Annotated in this window: 19 protein-coding genes, 1 pseudogene and 1 riboswitch; of the genes and pseudogenes, 14 read left to right on the forward strand and 6 right to left on the reverse strand. The window is 45.3% G+C overall.

Features of this window, described 5'->3' with window-relative positions:
• Window positions 1-58 precede the first annotated feature (58 nt).
• Both parE and gyrA read left to right on the forward strand, forming a co-directional pair.
• Window positions 59-2032 carry a DNA topoisomerase IV subunit B gene (gene parE, locus NV381_RS25355; protein ID WP_258216084.1) on the forward strand — a complete coding sequence of 658 codons (1974 nt, stop codon included), beginning with the start codon at window positions 59-61 and terminating at the stop codon, window positions 2030-2032.
• Between the two features lie 7 nt (window positions 2033-2039).
• The gene (gene gyrA / locus NV381_RS25360; protein ID WP_258216085.1) at window positions 2040-4475 is read left to right on the forward strand and encodes a DNA gyrase subunit A; all 2436 of its coding nucleotides are present in this window, start codon (window positions 2040-2042) and stop codon (window positions 4473-4475) included.
• 7 nt (window positions 4476-4482) lie between these two features.
• Here gyrA and NV381_RS25365 read toward each other — a convergent pair whose 3' ends face one another.
• Entirely contained in the window at window positions 4483-4650 is a 168-nt protein-coding gene (locus tag NV381_RS25365; RefSeq protein WP_258216086.1) for a hypothetical protein, read from the reverse strand.
• Window positions 4651-4924: 274 nt separating this feature from the next.
• On the opposite strand from NV381_RS25365, the pseudogene NV381_RS38525 reads away from it, so the two are divergent.
• The 4 genes and pseudogenes from NV381_RS38525 to NV381_RS25385 form a co-directional block, all read left to right on the forward strand.
• Window positions 4925-5137 (forward strand): annotated as a pseudogene (locus NV381_RS38525) (MarR family transcriptional regulator); the annotation flags it as partial.
• 215 nt (window positions 5138-5352) lie between these two features.
• A riboswitch (ZMP/ZTP riboswitch) is annotated at window positions 5353-5432 on the forward strand.
• Between the two features lie 57 nt (window positions 5433-5489).
• A complete protein-coding gene (locus NV381_RS25375; RefSeq protein ID WP_258216088.1) occupies window positions 5490-6338 on the forward strand; it encodes a bifunctional 5,10-methylenetetrahydrofolate dehydrogenase/5,10-methenyltetrahydrofolate cyclohydrolase in 849 nt (282 codons plus the stop codon).
• A 136-nt stretch (window positions 6339-6474) separates the two neighbouring features.
• On the forward strand, window positions 6475-7221 hold the full coding sequence (locus NV381_RS25380; protein ID WP_258216089.1) for an ABC transporter ATP-binding protein: 747 nt from the start codon (window positions 6475-6477) through the stop codon (window positions 7219-7221).
• Window positions 7222-7223: 2 nt separating this feature from the next.
• Complete coding sequence (locus NV381_RS25385; RefSeq protein ID WP_258216090.1) at window positions 7224-7976, forward strand: ABC transporter permease; 753 nt, start codon at window positions 7224-7226, stop codon at window positions 7974-7976.
• A 38-nt stretch (window positions 7977-8014) separates the two neighbouring features.
• Here NV381_RS25385 and NV381_RS25390 read toward each other — a convergent pair whose 3' ends face one another.
• The 3 genes from NV381_RS25390 to NV381_RS25400 form a co-directional block, all read right to left on the reverse strand.
• On the reverse strand, window positions 8015-8713 hold the full coding sequence (locus tag NV381_RS25390; protein WP_258216091.1) for an RluA family pseudouridine synthase: 699 nt from the start codon (window positions 8711-8713) through the stop codon (window positions 8015-8017).
• Window positions 8714-8716: 3 nt separating this feature from the next.
• On the reverse strand, window positions 8717-9580 hold the full coding sequence (locus NV381_RS25395; RefSeq protein ID WP_258216092.1) for a class I SAM-dependent methyltransferase: 864 nt from the start codon (window positions 9578-9580) through the stop codon (window positions 8717-8719).
• A gap of 196 nt (window positions 9581-9776) precedes the next feature.
• Window positions 9777-10895 carry a peptidylprolyl isomerase gene (locus NV381_RS25400; RefSeq protein ID WP_258216093.1) on the reverse strand — a complete coding sequence of 373 codons (1119 nt, stop codon included), beginning with the start codon at window positions 10893-10895 and terminating at the stop codon, window positions 9777-9779.
• A gap of 249 nt (window positions 10896-11144) precedes the next feature.
• Here NV381_RS25400 and glgB point away from each other — a divergent pair, with 249 nt between their 5' ends.
• The 5 genes from glgB to NV381_RS25425 all read left to right on the forward strand — a co-directional run bounded on the left by glgB (window position 11145) and on the right by NV381_RS25425 (window position 17992).
• On the forward strand, window positions 11145-13076 hold the full coding sequence (gene glgB / locus NV381_RS25405) for a 1,4-alpha-glucan branching protein GlgB (protein ID WP_258216094.1): 1932 nt from the start codon (window positions 11145-11147) through the stop codon (window positions 13074-13076).
• A gap of 5 nt (window positions 13077-13081) precedes the next feature.
• On the forward strand, window positions 13082-14242 hold the full coding sequence (locus tag NV381_RS25410; RefSeq protein WP_258216095.1) for a glucose-1-phosphate adenylyltransferase: 1161 nt from the start codon (window positions 13082-13084) through the stop codon (window positions 14240-14242).
• 15 nt (window positions 14243-14257) lie between these two features.
• Entirely contained in the window at window positions 14258-15358 is a 1101-nt protein-coding gene (gene glgD / locus NV381_RS25415; RefSeq protein WP_379373235.1) for a glucose-1-phosphate adenylyltransferase subunit GlgD, read from the forward strand.
• A gap of 246 nt (window positions 15359-15604) precedes the next feature.
• Entirely contained in the window at window positions 15605-17029 is a 1425-nt protein-coding gene (gene glgA, locus NV381_RS25420; RefSeq protein ID WP_258216097.1) for a glycogen synthase GlgA, read from the forward strand.
• Between the two features lie 117 nt (window positions 17030-17146).
• Window positions 17147-17992 carry an HAD hydrolase family protein gene (locus NV381_RS25425; RefSeq protein WP_258216098.1) on the forward strand — a complete coding sequence of 282 codons (846 nt, stop codon included), beginning with the start codon at window positions 17147-17149 and terminating at the stop codon, window positions 17990-17992.
• Here the strand turns inward: NV381_RS25425 and NV381_RS25430 are convergent.
• Together NV381_RS25430 and NV381_RS25435 are read right to left on the reverse strand one after the other, a co-directional pair.
• Window positions 17968-18204 (reverse strand): hypothetical protein, encoded by a 237-nt coding sequence (locus NV381_RS25430; protein ID WP_258216099.1) that lies wholly within the window; start codon window positions 18202-18204, stop codon window positions 17968-17970. The genes NV381_RS25425 and NV381_RS25430 overlap by 25 nt on opposite strands.
• Window positions 18205-18334: 130 nt before the next feature.
• Window positions 18335-18805, reverse strand: coding sequence for an HPP family protein (locus NV381_RS25435; RefSeq protein ID WP_258216100.1), 471 nt, complete (start codon window positions 18803-18805; stop codon window positions 18335-18337).
• Window positions 18806-18923: 118 nt separating this feature from the next.
• On the opposite strand from NV381_RS25435, the gene NV381_RS25440 reads away from it, so the two are divergent.
• The 3 genes from NV381_RS25440 (at window position 18924) to NV381_RS25450 (ending at window position 22838) form a co-directional block, all read left to right on the forward strand.
• Window positions 18924-19805: a LysR family transcriptional regulator gene (locus NV381_RS25440; protein WP_258216101.1), complete on the forward strand. Its 882-nt coding sequence runs from the start codon at window positions 18924-18926 to the stop codon at window positions 19803-19805.
• Between the two features lie 145 nt (window positions 19806-19950).
• On the forward strand, window positions 19951-20871 hold the full coding sequence (locus NV381_RS25445) for an MBL fold metallo-hydrolase (RefSeq protein ID WP_258216102.1): 921 nt from the start codon (window positions 19951-19953) through the stop codon (window positions 20869-20871).
• 1022 nt (window positions 20872-21893) lie between these two features.
• Window positions 21894-22838, forward strand: a complete 945-nt coding sequence (locus NV381_RS25450; protein WP_258216103.1) for a hypothetical protein — start codon at window positions 21894-21896, stop codon at window positions 22836-22838.
• Window positions 22839-22907 lie beyond the last annotated feature (69 nt).

The raw sequence follows: 22907 nt of genomic DNA on the forward strand, positions 1-22907 counted from the left end.
ATGTGACAACCAACTTCGTTTAGTTTGTAAGAATGGTTGCACATAAGGGGAGGCTGCGATGGCGGAACAACTCGATTTGTTTGCTAACAAAACAACCACGCGGACGGATTACGACGCTGACGATATTCAAGTGCTTGAAGGGCTTGTAGCGGTCCGAAAAAGACCAGGTATGTACATAGGGAGCACAAGCTCCTCCGGGCTTCATCATTTGGTGTGGGAAATAGTGGATAATGCCGTTGACGAACACTTGGCCAAATTTTGTTCCAAGATAGACGTGACGATTCATAAGGACCAATCTATTACGGTTCAAGATAATGGACGTGGGATTCCTACAGGGATGCATAAAACAGGTATTCCGACGCCACAAGTTGTCTTTACGATTCTGCATGCCGGCGGAAAATTCGGCGGTGGAGGATATAAGAAATCCGGAGGTTTGCATGGTGTAGGAGCATCTGTTACTAATGCGCTTTCCGAATGGCTGGAAGTTATTATTTATCGCGATGGGAAGACACATCGCCAACGGTTTGAATATTGGGTGGACGAGAAAGGCGTAGAGCATGTTGGCGAACCGACATCCGGACTCGAGATCATAGGAAATACAAGACAGACGGGTACGAAGGTTACCTTTAAACCGGATAAACGCGTATTTCAAGCCGGCATAGCGGTTAATTACGATACTTTGCTTGAACGGCTTCAAGAAATTGCATTCTTGAATTCAGGCTTGCAAGTGACCGTAAAGGATGAGCGAGCCGATAAGCAAGAAACATTCCAGTACGAAGGTGGCGCAAGCCAGTTCGTCCAATTTTTGAATGAAGAAAAAACAGTGCTGCACGAAGTTATTCATTTCACAGCGGAAAAGGATGATATCGAGGTAGAGGTAGCACTTCAGTATAATGACGGTTACACGGAAACGCTGGTTTCGTTTGTTAACTCTATACCTACCCGTGGCGGCGGTACGCATGAGACGGGCTTTAAAACGGCTTATACACGAGTAATGAATGACTATGCGCGTAAAACGGCTGTTCTGAAAGAGAAGGATAAAAATCTGGACGGTCAAGATTTGCGCGAAGGCATGATGGTCGTCATCAATATCAAGATGGGCGAGGTTGAATTCGTCGGTCAAACGAAGGATCAATTAGGCAGTGCGATAGCTCGAAGCGTTGTAGATTCAATCGTATCTGAGAAGATGGCTGTATTCCTGGAAGAAAATCCTCAAACCGCGCAGATGGTGATGAAGAAGGCTGTTCAATCGGCTAAAGCTCGCGAGGCTGCACGAAAAGCACGCGAAGAGGTGCGCAGCGGCAAGAAGGGCAAGAGCGAGAGCTCTAACCTTGGAGGCAAGCTAACCCCGGCACAATCGAAGGATCACACCAAAAATGAGTTGTTTATCGTAGAGGGAGATTCTGCGGGAGGCTCTGCCAAGCAAGGCCGTGACTCCAAGCATCAAGCGATTTTGCCATTGAAGGGCAAGCCGATGAATCCGGAGAAGGCAAAGCTTCTTGATATTATGAAAAACGATGAATATAAGGCGATCATTGCGACGATTGGAGCGGGGGTAGGTCCTGAATTCGATGCAACGGAGAGCAATTATGCCAAAATCATCATCATGACGGATGCTGATACGGACGGTGCGCATATTCAGGTGCTGCTTCTTACCTTCTTTTATCGTTATATGAAGCCATTAATAGATGCTGGGAAGGTTTATATCGCCCAACCGCCATTGTACAAAGTAACCAAAAAAGCTGGCAAAAACAGCTCGGTTAACTATGCTTGGACCGATGAACAGCTGAATAAGCTGACCAAGGAATTGGGCAAAAATATCGAATTACAGCGCTATAAAGGATTGGGTGAGATGAATCCTGATCAGCTGTGGGAGACAACCATGGATCCAGCGACAAGGACGATGCTGCAGGTGCAGATTGAGGACGCGGCAAAAGCTGAACGGCGTGTATCTACGCTGATGGGTGATAAAGTTGACCCGCGCAAGCGTTGGATTATCGAGAATGTCGACTTTACCGAGTTCGAGGAGTAGATAAACTGTGACAATATTGGAAAATTTTTTACCTGCATTTCTGGAGGAAGTAGTTGGAGACCGATTCGGCCGCTATTCCAAATACATTATACAAGACCGTGCGATTCCTGATGTGCGGGACGGCTTAAAGCCTGTACAGCGTCGTATTCTATATGCTATGTACGATGCTGGCAATACGCCTGATAAACCTTACAGCAAGTCTGCCAAAACAGTCGGGTATGTAATGGGTAATTACCATCCTCACGGAGATTCGTCCATCTATGATGGAATGGTACGGATGGCGCAGCCTTGGAAGATGGGGCATACACTGGTCGATGGTCACGGAAACTGGGGATCACAAGATGATGATCCTCCTGCAGCAATGCGTTATACCGAGGCACGGTTGTCCGAAATTGCTATGGAGCTGCTGCGTGATATTGAAAAACGTACAGTGCTGTTTAAGGATAATTTCGACAATACGACCAAGGAGCCTGTGGTTCTGCCGGCGCGTTATCCGAATTTATTGGTTAACGGAGTTAGCGGCATCTCCTCCGGCTTTGCAACGGAAATACCGCCCCATAACCTTCGTGAGGTAATCGATGCATGTATAGCCATGATCGACAAGCCCGGTATGGAGCTTGAAGAGCTGATGCAGATCGTCAAAGGACCGGATTTCCCGACCGGCGGTATCATTATGGGCTCCGATGGTATTCGTGAAGCTTATCGCACAGGAAAAGGGCGGATTTATGTCCGGTCTCGTACAGAAATTGAAAATATGCGCGGTGGACTTCAACAAATCGTCATTTCTGAAATTCCTTACCAAGTCGTCAAATCACGTCTAGTTACGGCAATGGAAAATATACGGATTGAGAAGAAAATTGAAGGCATCGCCCTGGTGCGGGATGAAAGCGGACGTCAAGGTTTGCGAATCGTTGTCGAACTGAAGAAAGAGGCGGATGCACAAGGTATTCTTGCTTATTTGTTGAAAAAAACCGATCTTCAGGTTACTTATAATTTCAACATGGTTGCTATTGTTAATAAAACTCCTAAGCAGCTGGGCATACAGGATATTATTCACGCTTACATTCAACATCAGAAGGAAGTAGTGACACATCGTACACGCTATGACCTGGACAAGGCTGAGGATCGGGCGCATGTGCTGGAAGGGCTGGCCAAGGCATTAAACATTTTGGACGAGGTTATAGCAGCGATCAAGGCATCCAAAAACCGGTTGGATGCACAAAATAACCTGGTTGCTATGTTCGGCTTTACAGAGCGTCAAGCCGATGCCATTCTGACCTTGCAGCTGTATCGTTTGACCAATTTGGAAATCCACTCCATCGAGAAGGAGCTTAAGGATGTCCAAAAAACGATAGCACTTTTGAACTCCATCTTGAACAGTGAAAAGAAGCTGCTATCGGTTATCAAGGATGAGATGACAGCAATTCGCAATAAATATGGCGTAGACCGCCGCTCTGACATTCAAGATGAGGTGGAAGAGCTCAAGGTTAACCTTGAGGTTATGGTAAGCGCTGAAGATGTTTATGTTACCTTGTCCAATGAAGGATACATTAAGCGGACAAGCAAAATGTCCTTTATTCGATCAGGCGGGGAAATTGAGAAAACAGGTCTCAAGGATGGCGATTATGTACGCTACCTTCTGGAAGTAAATACTCTGGAGAATCTGCTCATTTTTACGCAAAAGGGACAGTTTTATCTGCTGCCGGTACATCAGGTTCAGGAGTACAAATGGAAGGAAAACGGCACAGCCATTGTGAATGTTATTCCTATTTCCAAAGATGACCGGATCGTCAATGTGATCCCGGTGAAGGATTTCGAAGAACCTGGCCGGTCGGTTGTATTTGTTACCAAACGCGGACAGGTAAAGCGGACCGAGCTCAAGGAATATTTCACCAACCGATCGATTGGCATTGTAGGTTGCAAGGTCGGGGATAACGATGCAATATTTGAAGTACGTCTAAGCAGCAACGATCAAGATATCATGCTCGTATCCAAGCAAGGTATGGCCATTCGCTTTGCGGAAACGGAAGTGAATCCGATGGGACGGGCGGCTGCCGGTGTTCGTGGTATTCAATTGAAGGATGATGATGAAGTCATCAGCGCCGAATGGATCAAAGGGGAGGAAGGCGAACTGCTTGTTGTTTCCGACCTCGGCTACGCGAAACGTTCGCTTGTTCTTGATTACCCTGTTCAGGGTCGTGGAGGCAAGGGAATTGTCACCTTTGAATTCAGAGATGGCAAGCGCGTGAAGCCTAACGGCAATCAGCTTGTGAAAGCCTTCATCGTCAAAGAGGAGCTGCTGATTACCGCATTCCTGCAAAGCGGTGAACGTGTCTCATTTTCTACGGAGAAAACGCCGATAGAACAGCGCAAATCAACAGGAAGACAGGTTGTTACCGTTAATAAACCAGACCTGATTTCCGATTTGTTGAAGAGCGATTAGAGTTGGATTAATCGTAGCTATTGTAATGAGCTTCATGTTTTTCAATAAATTCCAAAAATAATTTCAATACGGCCCACACCGGCATCGATTCGTCCAATCGGTCGAGCCATTGTGGGTCGTTTATTATGCCGGATTGTAATGCCTGTTCCCCGATAAGCTGTTTCCAATCTTCCATCTCCCAATCACTCCTTACACGAATTGACAAGCCCCGCCTCTAGTCAAATACCTATGCTGCATTATATGTTGAAACGAGTCTAATGTTCCTGTTATTTATCGATTAATGTCTTAAAGTATTTATGATATTAACCTTTAAACGTAAGAAAGGTAGTGATATAATAAAAATAACAAACGAGGAAAAATTTTGGAGTTGAAAACAGGAGTGATAATCTGTGGTAACCCAAGAATTTGCTAAGCTATGGTGGAAGCTGTCCAAGGATCTTCATACCCATATGGATGCGGAGCTTGCCCCGTCCTTAACTGAAGGGCAGCTAACGGTTTTAGAATTGCTTTTGAACCGGGATCGAATGAAGCCTTCAGATTTTATCGAATTTCTAGCAACAACCCCTGCTGCGATTACTACACTATTGGATCGGATGGAAAAGGCGAATCTGGTTACACGGGAGCGGGATGAGAAGGATCGCCGTATCGTATGGGTGCAGGTCTCGGAGAAGGGAAGAGCGGAATGCGAACGCGGAATGCAAATTCGTGAACGGTTTCTGCAAAGCTATTTGAGCCGAATATCTTCACATAATCAACAGCTGTTGGTTTATCTTCTCGGCAAGGTAGCGAATGCATGATAGTGAGAGTTCAAAAAGTCGCTGAAAGTTTTTGAGGGTTGCTATTTTTCCAGATTAGGTTACAATTGTTTTTAACAAAGAAAGCTGTGTGTGACTGGCGGAACATGGGGAACCATGAGGGAGCACATAGGGTACAGAGCCGTACGCCTGGGCAAAGGTAAGGGAGCATATCCCTTGCCTTTTTCTGTTCTTAATCGAGACGAAGGGTTGGGAGAACATGACAACAAAAAGCCTTATATTAGATGGAGCTCAAGTAGCGGATACCATAAAGGCACAATTGACTAAAAGGATTGAACAGCTGGCAGACAAAGGAGTTATCCCCTGCTTGGCGACAGTTATTGTAGGGGATGATCCTGCTTCTGAAACCTATGTGAGAATGAAAGGAAACGCATGCAAGAGGATTGGGATTGTATCGAGGCGGATTCAGCTTGCCAAGGATACCACTACGACACAACTGCTGGATGTTATTCAACAGCTCAATAATGATCCTCTTGTACATGGCATTTTATTGCAGCATCCGGTTCCATCCCATATTGACGAAAGAGCAGCCTTCGATACAATAAGCATCGATAAAGACGTAGACGGAGTTACGACGTTGGGTTTCGCTCAGACGGCATTTGGAATTGGGGCTTTTCCATCCTGCACGCCAGCAGCTATTGTAGCGATATTAGATGCATATAACATTTCTATCGAAGGCAAGCATGCTGTAGTTATCGGGAGGAGTCCAATCCTCGGCAAGCCTGTATCCCTAATGCTGTTGAACCGGAATGCAACGGTAACGATATGCCATTCCAAAACGCAGCATCTGGATCAGATCGTAAAGTCAGCGGATATCGTTGTTGCAGCAGTAGGCAGACCCAAATTTGTGCAAGGCGACTGGATTAAGCCTGGAGCTGTAGTCATGGATGCCGGTTACAATAAAGGAAATATCGGTGATGTGGATTATGATGCATGCTTGCGGCATGCAAGTGCGATTACACCGGTACCGGCAGGTGTAGGACCCGTAACTATCGCAATGCTGCTTAAGCATACCGTTGATGCAGCCGAGAGGACCCGTATCCTATAATAAGGATGTATACAGAAAAGCATGAGGAGCAGCCTTAAATCGTGAGAGAGGTTGATATCATAAGCCAAACTTTAAAAAGTGAGGTATAATTGAACTCGATGATTTATAGGGATCTTTTTTTATAGGAGGGGAATCCGTGAGCGAGATCGCGATTCTAGAGCTGGATTGCTTACAGAAATCCATTTTCCAAGAAAAACCGAGAACCTTGTTTCAGGGGATTACTGCGAGGATTGAGGAGCCTTCAATAATCGCAGTGCTAGGAGTCTCCGGGCAAGGGAAAAGCACGCTGCTGCGCATCCTGGGCAGGCTGGATACAGCAGATGCGGGGACGGTAAGTTATCGTGGCCGACTTTCCAGCATATGGCGTCCTCATGCTTGGAGAATGAAGGTGAGCTATGTGGCTCAGCTATCGGTTATGCTTTCGGGTAGTGTGGAGGATAATTTGCGAGCAGCAAGCTTTATCCATATCCAGCCGTTTGATAATCAACTGGCAGTAGAACTGATGGGCAAGGTAGGACTTGGCAGCATGGATTGGAATAAACAAGCAGCCGATCTTTCCGGTGGTGAGAAGCAAAGGGTTGCATTGGTACGATCCATGCTGCTAAGGCCGGAAGTGCTTCTATTGGATGAAATCACAGCTTCTCTTGATTTGCATAGTAAGATAGCGGTTCAAGAGCTGTTAATGGAATGGCAAAGAAAAGAAGAAAGCACGATTATCTGGGTAACACATGATTTGGAGCAAGCGCGACTAACGAGCGATCGCGTTTGGTTCATGGGAGAGCAAACATTGCTGGAGCAGAAGGATACCGTTGATTTCTTTACGAGCCCGGAATCTGAGATTGCCCGCCAGTTTTTGCAAATTACGCGGGAGGAAGCTAATTAATTATGTCCAATCTTGCGTTAGGCTTTACTCTTGTTTTTATCGTTATTACAATTCTTGTATCCATGTGGCAGAAGCTGGGGTTAGAAAAAGATATTATTATAGGGACGATTCGTTCAGCCGTTCAATTATTGCTTGTAGGGTATTTGCTGCAGTTTGTTTTTAATGCTAACCATCCGGCATTTTTAATCCTTATTTTATGTGCCATGATTATTATTGCAGCTTGGAATGCAAGCCATCGGGCAAAAGGAGTTTCAGGCATCCGATGGCGGATCATTCTGGCTATAGGGATCACAGAAGGGCTAACGATGGGACTGCTGCTGACACTGGGTATTATTGATCCGACTCCTCAATATATCATACCTGTGAGCGGCATTATCATTGGCAACGCTATGGTTGTATCCGGTTTATACTTGAACCAAATGAAACGGGAGATCCAAACTTCGAGGGGGCAGATTGAGACTTTGCTTTCGCTTGGAGCGACAATGCGTCAGGCTATTCAAGAATCGTTAAAACGCTCTGTGAAGGCAAGCATGATCCCAACTATCGATGGAATGAAGACAATGGGTCTTGTACAGCTGCCAGGAATGATGACGGGGATGATTGTAGCAGGAGCCAATCCGGTAGAAGCGGTGCGTTATCAGGTACTCATTGTATTTACGATTATTGCAGCAGCGGCGTTGTCAAGTATTGTCCTCAGCATGATCAGCTATAAGCTGTGGTTTACGAGTGATGAGCAGCTGCGTTCAACGGTATAAATACAACGGCTTTCAATGAAACATAAAAAAACGACCGCTTATAAGCGATCGTTCCACATTATCCAAGGAAATGCTGCAGGAGGCGTTGAGGTAAAGCTCAGCGTCTCTTTTGTAACCGGGTGCTCAAAGCTGAGCTCGGTTGACCATAAAGCGATTTGCTGACCGGGCTTGGTTAGATGCGCTCCATAGCGCTGATCTCCGACCAAGGGACAGCCAATGGTTGCGAATTGGACACGGATTTGATGCGATCTGCCGGTATGCAGCTCGATGTTGACGAGTGAGAGTCCATCCATATGGTCTATCACTCGGTAATCCAATATGGCTTCTTTGGCTCCTGGTTTGCCGGGAGGTACAGCGGATACCATATTGGTTTTAGTATCCTTAAGCAAATAATGGGTCAATGTACCGAATGGCTGTTTAGGCTTTCCGTTGATGACCGCTGTATAATGCTTGCGGATCGTACGTGTCCTAACCGCATCAGAGAGTCGGGATGCGGCCTTCGAGGTTTTGGCGAACACCATGACGCCGCCGACAGGCCGATCTAACCGGTGAACCAACCCCAAGTATACGTTGCCCGGCTTGTTATGCCGATGCTTGAGATCCTGCTTGATCATGGTAAGAAGATCAGGATCGTGGGAATCGTCCTCCTGTGTCGGCACGTTCACCGGCTTGACGATCACTATGACATGATTGTCCTCGTATAGAACAGGGATGGAGGGAAGAGCGGCTTGCGCCATTGGCTACGCCTCCCAGCGGCCCAGGATGCCGCAGGGCAGCATCAGCTTCGAAGCCGTAATCGGCAGCCCGATTTCTCCGCAGGTTATATTGCCGCCATATTTGTTGCCAAGCGACAAAGCTAAAATGTTTTTCAATACCGTCGCGGAAATGCCGGTCGTATACGAGTTAATAAGGAAAAACAACGGACGGTCCGACATGATTTGCATACATGATTCTACAAATGGGAACAGGTTCGTTTCAAGCTTCCAGGTTTCACCGTTCGGTCCGCGGCCGTAAGAGGGAGGGTCCATAATGATAGCATCGTACTGGCTTCCCCGGCGCTGCTCTCGCTGTACGAACTTAAATACATCATCTGTAATGAATCTCACCGGACGGTCTCCCAGACCGGATAATTGAACATTCTCCTTGGCCCATTGCACGACTCCTTTGGATGCGTCCACATGACACACCTCGGCTCCGGCATAGGCGCAGGCGACAGAAGCTCCACCTGTATAAGCAAATAGATTCAGGACACGGATCTTGCGTCCCGCTCCTTGAATTTTATCAATCATCCATTTCCAGTTAGCTGCTTGCTCAGGGAATAATCCTGTATGCTTGAAGCTGGTTGGCTTAATATGAAATGATAATTTATCGTAGGCGATGGTCCAGCGTTCCGGGATTTGCTTCTTATAGTCCCATTCTCCGCCGCCGCTGGAGCTCCTATGGTAATGGGCATCTGGATTTTTCCACAATCCGCTCTCTTTGGCTAGCGGCCAAATGATCTGTGGATCCGGTCTGCGCAATATGATGTCGCCCCAGCGCTCCAGCTTTTCTCCTTCGCCAGTATCAATAACCTCGTAATCTTTCCAATCGTGTGCTGCAAACATGACGTTACCTTCTTTCTATCATTTTCCGAAATTCCATACTTGACAATCCTATCTATTGTACACGAATTTATATCGAGAAAAAAGGAGTAAACAAATTTGCAATGGAAACTTCATTTTTGTCTATACTAGATAGTATTTTACAATAATCTTAATACAAAAAGACTGGAGTCGCCTCCAGCCTCTGAGTAGAACCTTATTATTTAGTTAGATCGATGCTCTCGATAAGTCCTGGCAGCTCATTTGTGGAGAACTGCTGGAAGCTTGAGTTGATCAGTCTCTTTTTGATGCTATCCGGAGCTTGTACATAAGGGGTGTAGCCACGTGATTCTACGCGCATGATATGGTAGCCGAATTGTGTTTTAACGGGCTCGCTAATCGTTTTTACTGGCAATTCAATCGCTGCCTTCTTAAATTCAGGGACCCATTCGCTTACAGCAGCATTTTCGTAATAACCGCCATTTGACTTGGAGCCCTCATCCTCTGAGTACTCTCTGGCTACAGCGGCAAAATCAGCGCCGCCCTTAAGCTTCTCCTGTACTTCCTTCACTTTCTTGTCCACTTCTTCTGCAGGACGTGTTGCACCTTGTTCATCTCTGAAATTGATTAGGATGTGGCTGACAGAGGCCGCTATATAGTCCGTGTTGTTGTTGCTTACTTCCTTATCGTACATAACCTTGGCAGGAACCGCCAATGCTTTCTGCGAACCAATCACATTATCAAGATAATCGCGCAGATCCTCTTCAGTCAGGTTTAATTTGGCTAGAAAGGCTGCTGAGCCCTGGTCGCCGCTAATTTCTTCAATATATCCCTTTAAGCTGTTGAACTGCTTGGTTACAGCCTTAGGAAGCAATTCTTTATCCTCACTGGTCATTCGGCCGTACAAAATCTTGCTTGCAACAAATTGTTTGAGCAGGGAAGTTTTATAGTTAATATCAGCATTCGCCGATATATCCTGTTGATTAAGCAGACTTATAATATTCATATACTTCTCAAAATCGCCAAGTGTAACCTGCCCGTCTTTATAAACGGCAACGATACTGCTTAAATCGACTTTGCGACCTACATAAATGGTTTCATTGTCGCCGTCCCAAGTTACTTCCTTACCCAGTGCTTCGCTTACAAAGCGTAGCGGAACATAAGTGGTACCGTTATAGATAAAGCTATCATCCGCCGGTTTTTTCTGTTGACCATCAAACATATATTTGATGTTTTTGAAATATACTTCAATTTGTGTCCCGCTGGCATATGCTATCGACCCTGTCATCATAACACCAATCGACAAGCCCAGTACGAGTCCTTTTAACTTATCATTCATATCTTATTTATCCACCTTTCTTTTCTCCAGTGTGCTCTGTGGTTGTACGGTATAAAAGCACACTTAATATATATTCCTCTTCAATCGACAAATTCCTGCTTTTTTTGGTTAAAAGGATATTAGGCCAGCTGGCCGGATGTCGATTAATAAGAAAAAGTATATTTAGTCAAAAGAGAGGATTTTGGAAGCTGATGTAGTATTTGTCTTAAAGAAACAGAAAAATTAAACAATAAGGGGATGGATGACTTTATGATGGATTTATTCCCCGGTCCGGAAGATCTATTCTTGTTTCACGAGGGCAGCTTGTTTAAGAGCTACCGGGTGCTTGGAGCACACTTTGCGAAACTTGAAGACACCTTGGGGGTTCGGTTTGCTGTTTGGGCGCCGCACGCAAGGGAAGTACGGGTTATTGGTGATTTTAACAACTGGGATGGCAGCGGATATGCAATGAGCAGGGCGAGCACTTGGGGTGTATGGAGTTTGTTTATTCCTAATGTGCGGGAAGGCGATTATTACAAGTACGAAATTGTTACACAGCATGGAACTCTGGTTCTGAAGGCAGATCCCTATGCATTTTACTCGGAATTGAAGCCGGGGACTGCCTCACGAGTGTATGCACTCGAAGGCTACGAATGGAATGATCAGGAATGGGAAGGAAGAAAAAGCGCCAATTCCTCCTACAACAGGCCGATGAACATCTACGAAATACACATGGGAACCTGGAAAAAGAAGCCCGATGGTGAGTATTATACATACCGCGAGCTCGCTGATGAATTGGTCGATTATGTAGCCGGCATGGGTTATACCCACGTAGAGCTGCTGCCCCTAGCGGAGCATCCGTATGATCGGTCATGGGGCTACCAGGCTACAGGCTACTATTCTGTAACGAGCCGCTTTGGTACACCGAAGGACTTTATGTACTTTGTGGACCGCTGCCATCAGGCTGGAATTGCAGTAATAATGGATTGGGTTCCAGGCCATTTTGTGAAGGATGATCATGGTTTAAGGCAATTCGACGGGCAGCCCTTATATGAGCATAAGGATCCTCGGCATGCAGAGAAGCCGGAGTGGGGAACGCTTGCCTTTGATTTTTCCAAGCCTGAAGTCATCAGCTTTCTAATTTCAAATGCATTGTTTTGGATGGAAATGTATCATATTGATGGACTTCGGGTCGATGCAGTTGCAAGCCTACTTTACTTGAATTTCGGGAAGCCGCAGGATCAGTGGATCAAGAATGCGCATGGAGGGGACGAGAACCCCGAGGCGATAGCCTTCATTAAGAAGCTGAACCACACGGTGTTTGCCCATTATCCTCATGCTTTAATGATGGCGGAGGATTCAACGGATTGGCCAATGGTTACTTCACCGGTGTACGCAGGTGGGCTTGGCTTTAACTACAAATGGAATATGGGCTGGATGAACGATATGCTGAAGTATATGGAGCTGGATCCGTATTTCAGGCGCGGCAGCCACAATTTATTGACATTTTCATTCATGTACACCTTCTCCGAAAATTATGTACTGCCCCTATCTCACGATGAGGTTGTGCATGGCAAGAAATCGCTGCTCAACAAAATGCCGGGGGATTATTGGCAGAAGTTCGCAAATTTACGCGCTCTATACGGTTATATGATGGCCCATCCGGGTAAGAAGCTGCTGTTCATGGGCAGTGAGTTCGGCCAGTTTGATGAATGGAAGGATCTGGAGGACCTCGATTGGGAGATGCTGGAGTATGATAGCCACCGAACGATGCACCAGTATGTCCGGGATTTAAATCACTTCTATTTACAAGAGAAATCGCTATGGGAGCTGGATCATCAGTCTGAAGGCTTCTCATGGATCGATCCCCACGATAATAATCAGAGTATTGTTACATTTATGAGAAAGTCCAAGGATCCTGAAGATTTTTTGATTATATTATGTAATTTCACCCCTGTCACACACAGTCAGTATCGGATAGGCGTCCCATTTGCCGGTGAATATTTAGAGTGCTTTAACAGCGATATGCCTCAATATGGCGGCTCTAATCAGTTCAATAATGGAAAATTGAAGACACAAACCGTTTCTTGGCATTATCAACCGTATAGTTTGCAGCTAACGATTCCTCCGCTTGCAACCATTGTGTTAAAGCCTGTCAAGATCCAACATCTTATACACACTAAAAGAATAGGAAGGGGTTAGTGCCGATGCGCAAAAAGGAATGTGTGGCTATGCTGCTTGCAGGAGGAGAAGGCAGGCGATTGGGAGTTTTGACGAATAAGCTGGCGAAGCCGGCTGTACATTTTGGCGGAAAATACCGGATTATTGATTTTACCCTCAGTAATTGCACGAATTCCGGTATCGATACCGTAGGAGTGCTAACTCAATACCAGCCGCTGGTGCTGAATACGTATATTGGCATAGGAGCGCCCTGGGATCTCGATCGCAAGAATGGCGGTGTTACTGTACTTCCACCCTATATGGAACAAAAAGGCGGAGATTGGTACAGCGGTACGGCTAATGCGATTTTCCGTAATGTTTCCTTCATAGAGCAGTATGATCCAGAGTACGTGCTTGTAATTTCCGGTGATCATATCTATAAGATGGATTATGATCTCATGCTAGACTTCCACAAGAGCAGAGGCGCAGATGCGACCATTGCTGTAATTGGGGTCAAATGGGAGGAAGCGAGCCGCTTTGGAATTATGAGTACGGACGATGAGGAAAGAATTACGGAGTTCGCGGAGAAACCGAAGGAACCCAAAAGCAATTTGGCGTCCATGGGTATCTACATTTTCAATTGGAAGGTACTTAAGGAATATTTAACAAAAGATGAAGATAATCCGGAGTCAAGCAAAGATTTCGGTAAAGATATCATTCCGTTAATGCTCAGTGAAAATAAGAAGATGATGGCCTACCCGTTTCAAGGCTATTGGAAAGATGTCGGCACGATTGAAAGCCTGTGGGAAGCCAATATGGATTTGCTGGAAAACGAGCCTGATTTCAATCTCAACGACAGAGAATGGCGCATTTATTCGGTTAATCCATGCCAACCCGGACAATACATAGCTCCGACCGCACAAATCCGCCGTTCCCTTGTTAACGAGGGCTGCAGTGTATTGGGCGAAGTGGACCATTCCGTGTTGTTCTACGGTGTAGAGGTTGGAGAAGGAAGCTTGATCAAAGATTCCGTTATTATGCCAAATGTACGAATCGGAAATAACGTAAAAATATATAAATCCATTATCGGCGAAGGTACTGTGGTTGATGACGGCAGCGTAATCGGCGAGCCTGGGCAGCAAAATATTATTTTAATTGGCGGTAATGAGCATATCAGTCCGGCAACCTCGGCCAACTTGAAAGGGTGAGATCAAATGAAGCGTATGATGGGCGTTATAAACCTGGTAAATGAACCTGATGATTTGGAAGAACTTACCTATTCACGTTGTGTAGCATCTGTACCGTTCGGCGCAAGATACCGGTTAATTGATTTTACGCTTTCCAATATGGTTAACTCCGGATTTGAGAATGTTGCCGTCTTCACTCAACATAAGTACCGTTCGCTGATGGATCATCTTGGCTCAGGCAAGGAATGGGATTTGGATCGTAAGCGCGGCGGGATGTTTATATTGCCAGCAATCCTCCAGGAAACAACGGGAATGTCACGGGGAGATTTGTTCCAATTTTATAGTCATCGTGATTACTTTTATCGGGCTCGTGAGGAGTATGTGGTCATTTCCCGCAGTCATATCGTATGCAATATCGATTTCAATGCTGTGCTGGATTATCACTTGGAGAAAAATGCCGACATCACGGTTGTGTACAAGCATGCAGACGATGAAGAGTTTGCCAAATACCGCCGTTTGGCCGTTAAAGACAGCGGTCAAGTTACTGTAATGGAAGACCAGTCAGGGCGCCTGCGGACGGATAACATTTCAATGGAAATGTATGTCATGAGCAAGGAGCTTCTGCTAGACATGGTGGAGTCCTGCTTAGCGCAAGGATACGATCATCTCGTGCGTGACGGAATTATGAAAAATATTGATAAGCTGAGCGTATATGGTTATCTTCATGAAGGACATGCAGGCATCGTAAATACGATTCAAAGCTATTATAAACACAGCATGCAGCTGTTAAATCCTAAAGTATGGCGCGAGCTATTCTTTCAAAAAAATCTTATTTTCACCAAAGTTAAAGATGAGCCCCCGGCTAAATATGTGGAAAATTCCAGCGCCCGCAATGCTCTGATCGCTAATGGCTGCATAATCGAGGGCAAGGTGGAAAACAGTATTTTGTTCCGCGGCGTTAAAATTCGCAAGGGTGCTTATGTGAAGAACAGTATCATCCTTCAAAACTGCGAGATCGAAGAAAATGTTATTATAGAGAACGCCATACTGGATAAGGATGTATTTATTAGCAGAGGCCGAGTACTCACAGGCGACAAGCAAGCGCCATTTATTGCTTCCAAAACCAAGGTTATTTAAGAGAACCAGCTTGATTGGGTAATAGGTTTGAAGAGCATGATTTGCCTGTAGCGGCTGCACGATTGGAAGTGACTTCGTAGCTTCAAACACGTTTTCCGGACTTTTATTGAATTTATTTTAGGGTAATAAGTCCGGAAAAAACTCGCCTCGAAGTCATCTTCCAATCGTTCCGCCTATCGGCAAATAGGAGCACATTCAAAAAAATTACCCAAGCAAGCATAAATATAAAAGGAGTGGTAGGAAGCCATGAAAGTGTTATTTGCCGCATCGGAAGCAGTACCTTTTGCGAAGACAGGAGGCTTGGCAGATGTTATCGGATCTTTACCGAAGGAACTGGTCAAGCAAGGACTGGATGTAAGAGTTATACTCCCCAAGTATGAGGACATACCGGCACAATTTACGCAGCAGATGGAAACCGTCGCCACCTTTACGCTGCAGATGGGCTGGAGACAGCTGTACTGCGGTATTTTGAAGCTTGTTCATGAAGGCATTACTTTTTATTTTGTCGATAATGAAACGTATTACCGCAGAAGAGGCTGCTACGGTTACGGTGATGATGCAGAACGTTTTGCTTTCTTTTGCCGTGCTGTGCTGGACGCTCTTCCCCATATTGAATTTATACCGGATGTCATTCATTGTCATGACTGGCAGGCGGGAATGATTCCTGTGCTTTACCGAGCGCATTTCAGCTGGCAGAAGCAATATGAGAATATTAAAACCGTTATGACCGTACATAATTTGAAATATCAAGGGGTTTTTGGCAAGGAACAATTCAAAGATTATTTTGCGTTAGGCGATGAGCATTTGGGAGGTTATGCACTGGAGCTATTCGGAGGGGCGAGCTTCATGAAAGGCGGGCTTCTGTATTCCGATATTATCACAACCGTGAGTCCGACTTATGCGCAGGAGATACAAACTCCTTATTTCGGGGAATATCTGGACGGCCTTCTTCGCAGCCAACAGCATCGGCTGTACGGTATCGTAAACGGTATCGACTATGAAGAGTTCGACCCGATGACCGATCCGCGCTTGGAGGTCAACTACCGAGATTCCGTTGTAAAGAAGCAGCAAAACAAGCTGAAGCTGCAGGAGCGTCTTGGTCTACCCGTTAACAAGGATATCCCTCTAATTGCATTGGTGACGCGTCTGGTTGATCAGAAAGGGTTATCCTTGGTAGACCGAGTCATTGAAAACTTATTGTCGCTAGAAGCGCAATGGGTCATTCTCGGGACTGGTGATCATCGGTATGAGCAATTATTCCGCTGGGCTGCCGACAGATATCCGGACAAGCTCTCCGCTAATATTACTTTCAATGAACCGTTGGCGCGGCAAATTTATGCCAGCTCTGATCTTTTCTTAATGCCTTCGGAATTCGAACCTTGCGGTATCGGACAACTAATTGCAATGCGCTACCGGTCCATACCGATTGTGCGTGAAACAGGAGGACTTAAAGATACGGTGACTTCCTTTAATGAATCGACAGGTGAAGGAACAGGCTTCAGCTTTACTCACTACAACGCACATGACATGCTATATACAGTTGAACGGGCAGTAAAGCTGTATAATGACCCGGAAGCTTGGAAAACCATATGGGCCAACATTAAGAAGAAGGATTTCAGCTGGCGTAAATCTGCACAGCAGTATGCGGCTTTATATTCCAAATTACAGTAATTTCAATTGAAATGGCAAACAAACCAACGTCTCGTGAGGCGTTGGTTTTGTCTATCTTTCTTGAACGAAAGGAATTTTTACATATAGCGGTTTATGTGAAAGGAGTTTTGCAATCAGATGAGAAAGATGTATGCACTAACGGATTTGGATGGAACACTGCTGCTTCCAGATGCAACTGTGTCTATATTCACTAAGGATGTTATAACGCAATTATTAAAAGAAGGGCATGTAGTGAGCTATGCTACGGCCAGAAGCTACACAAGCTCTCAAGCAGCGGCAGGATCGATTCCCTGGAAGCATCCATTGGTATTGTATAATGGAGCGCTGTTGTACGACCCGGTGTTAAAGAAGCAGCTTGGGGGCGCCTTTTTGGATAGTGATTTGACGAATGAGCTGCTGGAATTGGGACGTTCATTCGGGCATTGCCCGCTATTATTTGCGCTGGATGAGTATGATAACGAACGTGTATTTCATGAACCGTTGGTGCATAGCGGGTATCAACAGTTTGCGGCTAGCCGTCCAGGCGATAAAAGGTTCCGTGAATTGCCCAAGCTCAGCTGTCCGGATACTGCACATACGCTGATTCTAACGTATATTGGTCATCGTGATGAGCTTCTTCCATGGCTGGAAGCAGTCAGCAGCAGGTATGCAGGCAGGGTGCACATTCATTTCATGCCGGATGCTTATATAGCGGATCATTATTTTCTGGAAATAAGCCACCCGAACGCTAATAAAAAAGATGGATTATATCTCTGGGCCAAAAGTGTAGGTTGTGAGCCAGAAGAAGTTATTGCCTTCGGAGATAATTTGAATGATCTCGGACTACTCGAAGCAGCTGGTACTAAGGTCGCTGTCGGCAACGCTCAGCAAAAGCTAATAGAGGCGGCAGACCTTGTAATCGAATCGAATAGGGAAGACGGAGTGGCCAAGTACTTGCTTCAAGCCGGGTCCATAATTTCTTGATCATCGTAGTACATCGTTTCGTTATTAAAAGAGCGATTGATTGACAATAAAGAGTGCATAAGCTCAAATAAATCGGCTTGATCCAATTGCAGTGAAATTTGACCTTCCTCATTCTCTTGACCGTGATTTTTGGAAATATGGAATCGAATGGATTTGTGATCCGGATTCACTTCTATTTCCCATTGTTCTTTTTTTAATATACTTTCCCACATATGTAATCACCGTTCCTTCTCTGTCATCAGGTTTGCCCTATTTAGTTGGACGCGAGATTAAGTATATGCGGGTAAATCGATATTATTACTGAAACGATGGGAATTAGTTTAGGGAAAAGAGTATCACTTCTTACCACCATTGTCTGGGATAGCTCGAGGTTCGGGCGATTTTATGATAGAAGTAGGCAACCGCCACAATTAGCACGGCACCCATCAGTACAGGTGTGATCAGGAATTTCCAAGCGGCAGCAGACAGCATAACGACTAATGGGTCGGCTCCGGCAGGAGGATGAAGGGTTCGAGTCCATTGCATGAAGCCGATAGCAAGCCCTACGGCGAGCGCGATACTCCAGGTATGTGTTCCAAACAAAGTCAAACAAATAAGGCCTACTAAAGTGCTGAGTAAATGCCCGCCAATTATATTACGCGGTTGGGATAAAGGACTTTCCGGCAGCGCAAAAATTAGCACGCAGGTTGCCCCAAACGGAGCCATAATCAAGCTGAAATCCATGAAGCCACCTAACCCGCTGCAAAGTAGAATGGCTGTGAAGCCGCCAAGGCTCGGAAGAAGTGCTTTCAATGGATGTGAGTAGCTGTTCATAGTGTATAAACACCTCTTTTCTTATCATTGCTCCATATGATAACATAGCTTTAGCTATTTAACTTATGGATATATTTGATGCTTGACATTGCAAATTGCAATACCGGAGAGGTGCACAATGTTCGATCAGATCGAAGGGAAATGGTTTAAATCATTTGCTGCTGTATATGAGCATAAGAGTATTAGTAAAGCGGCTGAGCAGCTGGGCTATGTGCAATCAACCCTTACGACACATATTCAACTGCTGGAGCGGGTATGCGGACGAAAGCTGTTTAATCGACTTCCAAGAGGCGTGGAGCCAACGGAAGCCGGAGTGGAGCTCTCCCATTATGCGAATCAATTTCTACAATTAGGAGAAGCGATGAACGAAGCATTACAGGCTCATACAGTAGCCAAAGGTACCGTGAAGCTGCAGGTTTTGGAGTCATTTTGCGTTTCCTACATGCCGTCGGTATTTGAACTTTTTTTCGAACAGTTTCCTCAGGTTCAGCTGGAGCTGACGACAGGCTTTTATAAGGATACATTGGAGGCTTTATTAGAGCGACGAATTCATATAGGGATTGTTCCGAAGAATCCGGAAAGGGATGATATCGATTTTCATCCGCTTGTAGAGGAGGAGCTGATATTCATTGCAGCACCGGCATTGTCCATGCGAGTGCGAGATGCCGGGCTACCAGCAGATAGAAAAGTCATAGGTTTTGGCAGCCGCTGCATTTATCAATCCATTGCACACGAAGCAATGATGCAGGAGTGGGACGTTCACCCGTACAAGAGTCTGGAATATGCAAGTCTGGAAATGATTAAGCAGACAGTTATGAGCGGGCAAGGGATTGCTCTTGTACCGAAAATTGCTGTCCAATCGGAGCTTCAGTCAGGTCGGCTTGATAGGGTGACGATGAAGAATAATATCTTTGTGACCCATGGAATTATAAGCTGGAAAGACAAGGTGGAAACGGCAGCTGCCAAAGCTCTAAAACAAACAATCATCGACAGGTTTTGAGTAAGATTGTTTTATACATATTTCTGATTTGACAGAGTGGCATTGTCGTCTTTAAACTGAAATAATGAAATAGTATCCAAAGCAGCTTAGGGAATATGTTTACGCTGCAAGTTTACTGACCAATAGACCCGAGGAGGATATGAGGATGTTTATACAAGCCCAGGAAAAGCTGGTTCCTGATTTTCATGAAAACTTAAAGGTTATCCTGTTAGGCACAGGTACGCCGCGAAGCTTTGTTGGAAGATCTAAATCTGGTGCAATCGTACTGGCAGGTAATAAAACCTTTCTAGTCGATTGTGGCGCAGGTGTGGTTGACCGGATGATACAAGCTGGCGTCATGCCGCAGCGTATTTCCGATGTGTTATTTACACATCATCACAGCGATCATAATTCCGGATTTTTCGATGTTTTTATTAGCAGTTGGCGGACACATGTTAACGCAGAGCGTGTTTTTGAAGGGCGTAAAGTCCCGATGAGCGTATATGGCCCTACAACTACGAAGGAAATAATCGGAAAAATGCGTGAATCATTTGATTTTGACGTCAATCTGAGAGTGAATTACAATAAGTCGACGGATGTCGGGGCTAATATCGAATATTTTGAAAGCAATGAAGGTGTCGTGTATGACCGTGATGGAATAAAAATTACTGCTTTTGAGGTGGACCATAGACCAGTTAAGCCTGCAATTGCTTTTAAATTTGAATATAACGGTAAAGCTGTCGTTATCTCAGGTGATACGATCCCGGTGGATAATATGGTTAAATACAGCCAGGGCATAGATCTGCTCATACATGAATCCTACAATAAGCCGTGGCTGGATGCGTTGATAGAGAAATTTCCCGAACAAACGGTAGGTCTATCGAATCCGGCAAAATATCATACAACAACGCTGGAAGCGGCTGAGATTGCGAGAGCAGCGAACGTGAAGCACCTTGTGCTGACACATCATATTCCTGCACCGCAGGAAACGGAGGAAGCGGAAGCAGCTTACATAGAAGGCATGAACGAGATTTATAGCGGGAAAATTACGATGGCGCGCGATCTTATGGAATTTGATCTTGGTTAGCCGCAGGTCTTACTATATTTTATAAAAAACAATGGTACTCAAAGCTTGATTGAGCATGCAGCGGCATGTTTGATTGAGCTTTTTTCTATAATCTTTGTAAGTTGTCCTTAGAAGGTTTCTTAACACGCCAGAAAGTTTAAGTGCATTACAGTACTAAAGTGGGTGACCTTTAATGCACCCCAAGATCAAAGGGGATTTTCATAGGGATAGCGGCGATGAGCCCAGGAGGATTTTGTGCGGAATAGAGAGTTCCGTTATTCCATCTGCCGCCGCCAATCTGGGGTGATAGCGGAAGTGGGAATTCCGTTATGTTGGCCGAATGGAGCAATTATGCACAAAAACAGAGCAATAACGGAACTAGCTGTTCCCGTATCCCTCTGTTTTTTGGACTTTTCAGGTAATAAAGGAACAATTACTTCCGCATTGACCATCACTTCCGTGGATGCAGTACCGACGTGTTGTTTAGGGTCATGAGCTTGTGATCTCTTCACTAAAAGTATAGTAAAGCTAAGTACATGGAACTGTAGAGGAGTTCATGGTTATCAAAAACAGCTCGAAGACCGGCATTGGGGAGTAAGAAGGAAGCGGTGCAAAGCACAGAGTAGAACAAAAGAGGGAATCGATATTAGGTGGAGGAGCGTAAGCGTCCGCCCTGGTCGGCACCTTCGGTGGCTGCTCGGGTATGCAACCTATCATTACCGTGTTCCCATCACACTTTGCCAACGCGCGCGAATCCCGGGCGCGCGTTGCGGCATTGCATGCGGTCGGTCGAACCCACCACTGCATACCTACAATTCGAACAACGCAAACTTCAACAGCAGACGGAATCCCGCATCCATCCCTCCTCACGCACAAACGTAGGGTTCAATTGAGCTTTTCTTTTTTGCCTAGTTTATAAAAAATTAATAACTATTAATACAGGTTTAATAGTTAATTTACTGGCAGTTTCGATTCGTTGGCTACAATGGGTTTTGTGAGAGTGAACTGCTTTCTACTAAATCTATTAAATGGAGGAATGACTCATGAATCGAAAGAAGTTAGCTTTAATTGGAACAGGTGTTACAGTAGGCACTTTTCTGCTGATTACATCCGCTTATGCAGGAATTGCTGAAAACTCGGGCTACGAGACCTACAAAGCAGCAATCAAAAACACGGTGACAGCCAAAAGTATGACAGATACGGTAGCTGTATCCGTTCAGGATAACGGTAAACAAGTATTAAACGTGAACGCAACCGTTAAGAAAGATAAAACGGCAAAAGCTGTCAGTGCAAATGTAAATGTACAAGGCGGCGGCACGGATCAATCAGTTAATGTGTATACAACAGCTGACGGCAAAAAGGTTATTAAAACTAGTGCAAGCGATATATATAACGTTTTTGATGCTAAAGACAATCAGCATGGACGTGAAAATAAAAAAGAGAAAACGGATGAGCTTCAAGGAGATAAATTTAATAAGGAAGCCGAAAATTTAATTGACGCGTTGGTAGGAAATCTTAAGCAGTATGTAACGGAAACAGCCGCTGCTAATGGAGGTAAAGAGATTCATATCTCGCTTTCAGGCAGCCAGCTTCCAACCGCAGTGAATGCCGTAGGCTCATTTCTTGTGAAGAAAGCATCTCATGATAGTCTAAATGCTCGTGAGTCCGACGCTTCAAGCAAGAAGGAATTGTTCGGCGCTGATCTGAGCGGCTTGAAGCAAGCTATGCCTAAGCTGACACAGGATGTTGCGATTACAAATGTAGATATTCAAGCATCTGTGGATGGAAACAATACAATTACGAAACAAAAAGCCGCGTTGACAATCTCGGGTAAAGATGAGTCCGGCGCAGCACATACAGTTATCGTTAACGCCGACCTTGGCATCACAGGGTTGGACGCTACTACACCGGATTCCATTGACCTAACAGGCAAGCAAGTTCAAACAGTCGATGCGAAGCAATGGGATAAGTCCAAATTTAACCACTAATGGTTAAAGCGGCAGGCGCGTTCGCAAGGATGCGTCTGCTTCATCCCTATAATAATGATTCGGAAGGAG

Origin of the sequence: Paenibacillus radicis (ex Xue et al. 2023), from assembly GCF_024722015.1 — a bacterium.
Classification (GTDB): Bacteria; Bacillota; Bacilli; order Paenibacillales; family NBRC-103111; genus Paenibacillus_S.

Bases quoted from the DNA above. Each gene is read 5' to 3' on its own strand.
- parE (WP_258216084.1), top strand. From the start codon at position 59: ATGGCGGAACAACTCGATTTGTTTGCTAACAAAACAACCACGCGGACG.
- NV381_RS25365 (WP_258216086.1), bottom strand. From the start codon at position 4,650: ATGGAAGATTGGAAACAGCTTATCGGGGAACAGGCATTACAATCCGGC.
- NV381_RS25375 (WP_258216088.1), top strand. From the start codon at position 5,490: ATGACAACAAAAAGCCTTATATTAGATGGAGCTCAAGTAGCGGATACC.
- NV381_RS25385 (WP_258216090.1), top strand. From the start codon at position 7,224: ATGTCCAATCTTGCGTTAGGCTTTACTCTTGTTTTTATCGTTATTACA.
- NV381_RS25390 (WP_258216091.1), bottom strand. From the start codon at position 8,713: ATGGCGCAAGCCGCTCTTCCCTCCATCCCTGTTCTATACGAGGACAAT.
- NV381_RS25395 (WP_258216092.1), bottom strand. From the start codon at position 9,580: ATGTTTGCAGCACACGATTGGAAAGATTACGAGGTTATTGATACTGGC.
- NV381_RS25400 (WP_258216093.1), bottom strand. From the start codon at position 10,895: ATGAATGATAAGTTAAAAGGACTCGTACTGGGCTTGTCGATTGGTGTT.
- glgB (WP_258216094.1), top strand. From the start codon at position 11,145: ATGATGGATTTATTCCCCGGTCCGGAAGATCTATTCTTGTTTCACGAG.
- NV381_RS25410 (WP_258216095.1), top strand. From the start codon at position 13,082: ATGCGCAAAAAGGAATGTGTGGCTATGCTGCTTGCAGGAGGAGAAGGC.
- glgD (WP_379373235.1), top strand. From the start codon at position 14,258: ATGATGGGCGTTATAAACCTGGTAAATGAACCTGATGATTTGGAAGAA.
- glgA (WP_258216097.1), top strand. From the start codon at position 15,605: ATGAAAGTGTTATTTGCCGCATCGGAAGCAGTACCTTTTGCGAAGACA.
- NV381_RS25425 (WP_258216098.1), top strand. From the start codon at position 17,147: ATGAGAAAGATGTATGCACTAACGGATTTGGATGGAACACTGCTGCTT.
- NV381_RS25430 (WP_258216099.1), bottom strand. From the start codon at position 18,204: ATGTGGGAAAGTATATTAAAAAAAGAACAATGGGAAATAGAAGTGAAT.
- NV381_RS25435 (WP_258216100.1), bottom strand. From the start codon at position 18,805: ATGAACAGCTACTCACATCCATTGAAAGCACTTCTTCCGAGCCTTGGC.
- NV381_RS25440 (WP_258216101.1), top strand. From the start codon at position 18,924: ATGTTCGATCAGATCGAAGGGAAATGGTTTAAATCATTTGCTGCTGTA.
- NV381_RS25445 (WP_258216102.1), top strand. From the start codon at position 19,951: ATGTTTATACAAGCCCAGGAAAAGCTGGTTCCTGATTTTCATGAAAAC.
- NV381_RS25450 (WP_258216103.1), top strand. From the start codon at position 21,894: ATGAATCGAAAGAAGTTAGCTTTAATTGGAACAGGTGTTACAGTAGGC.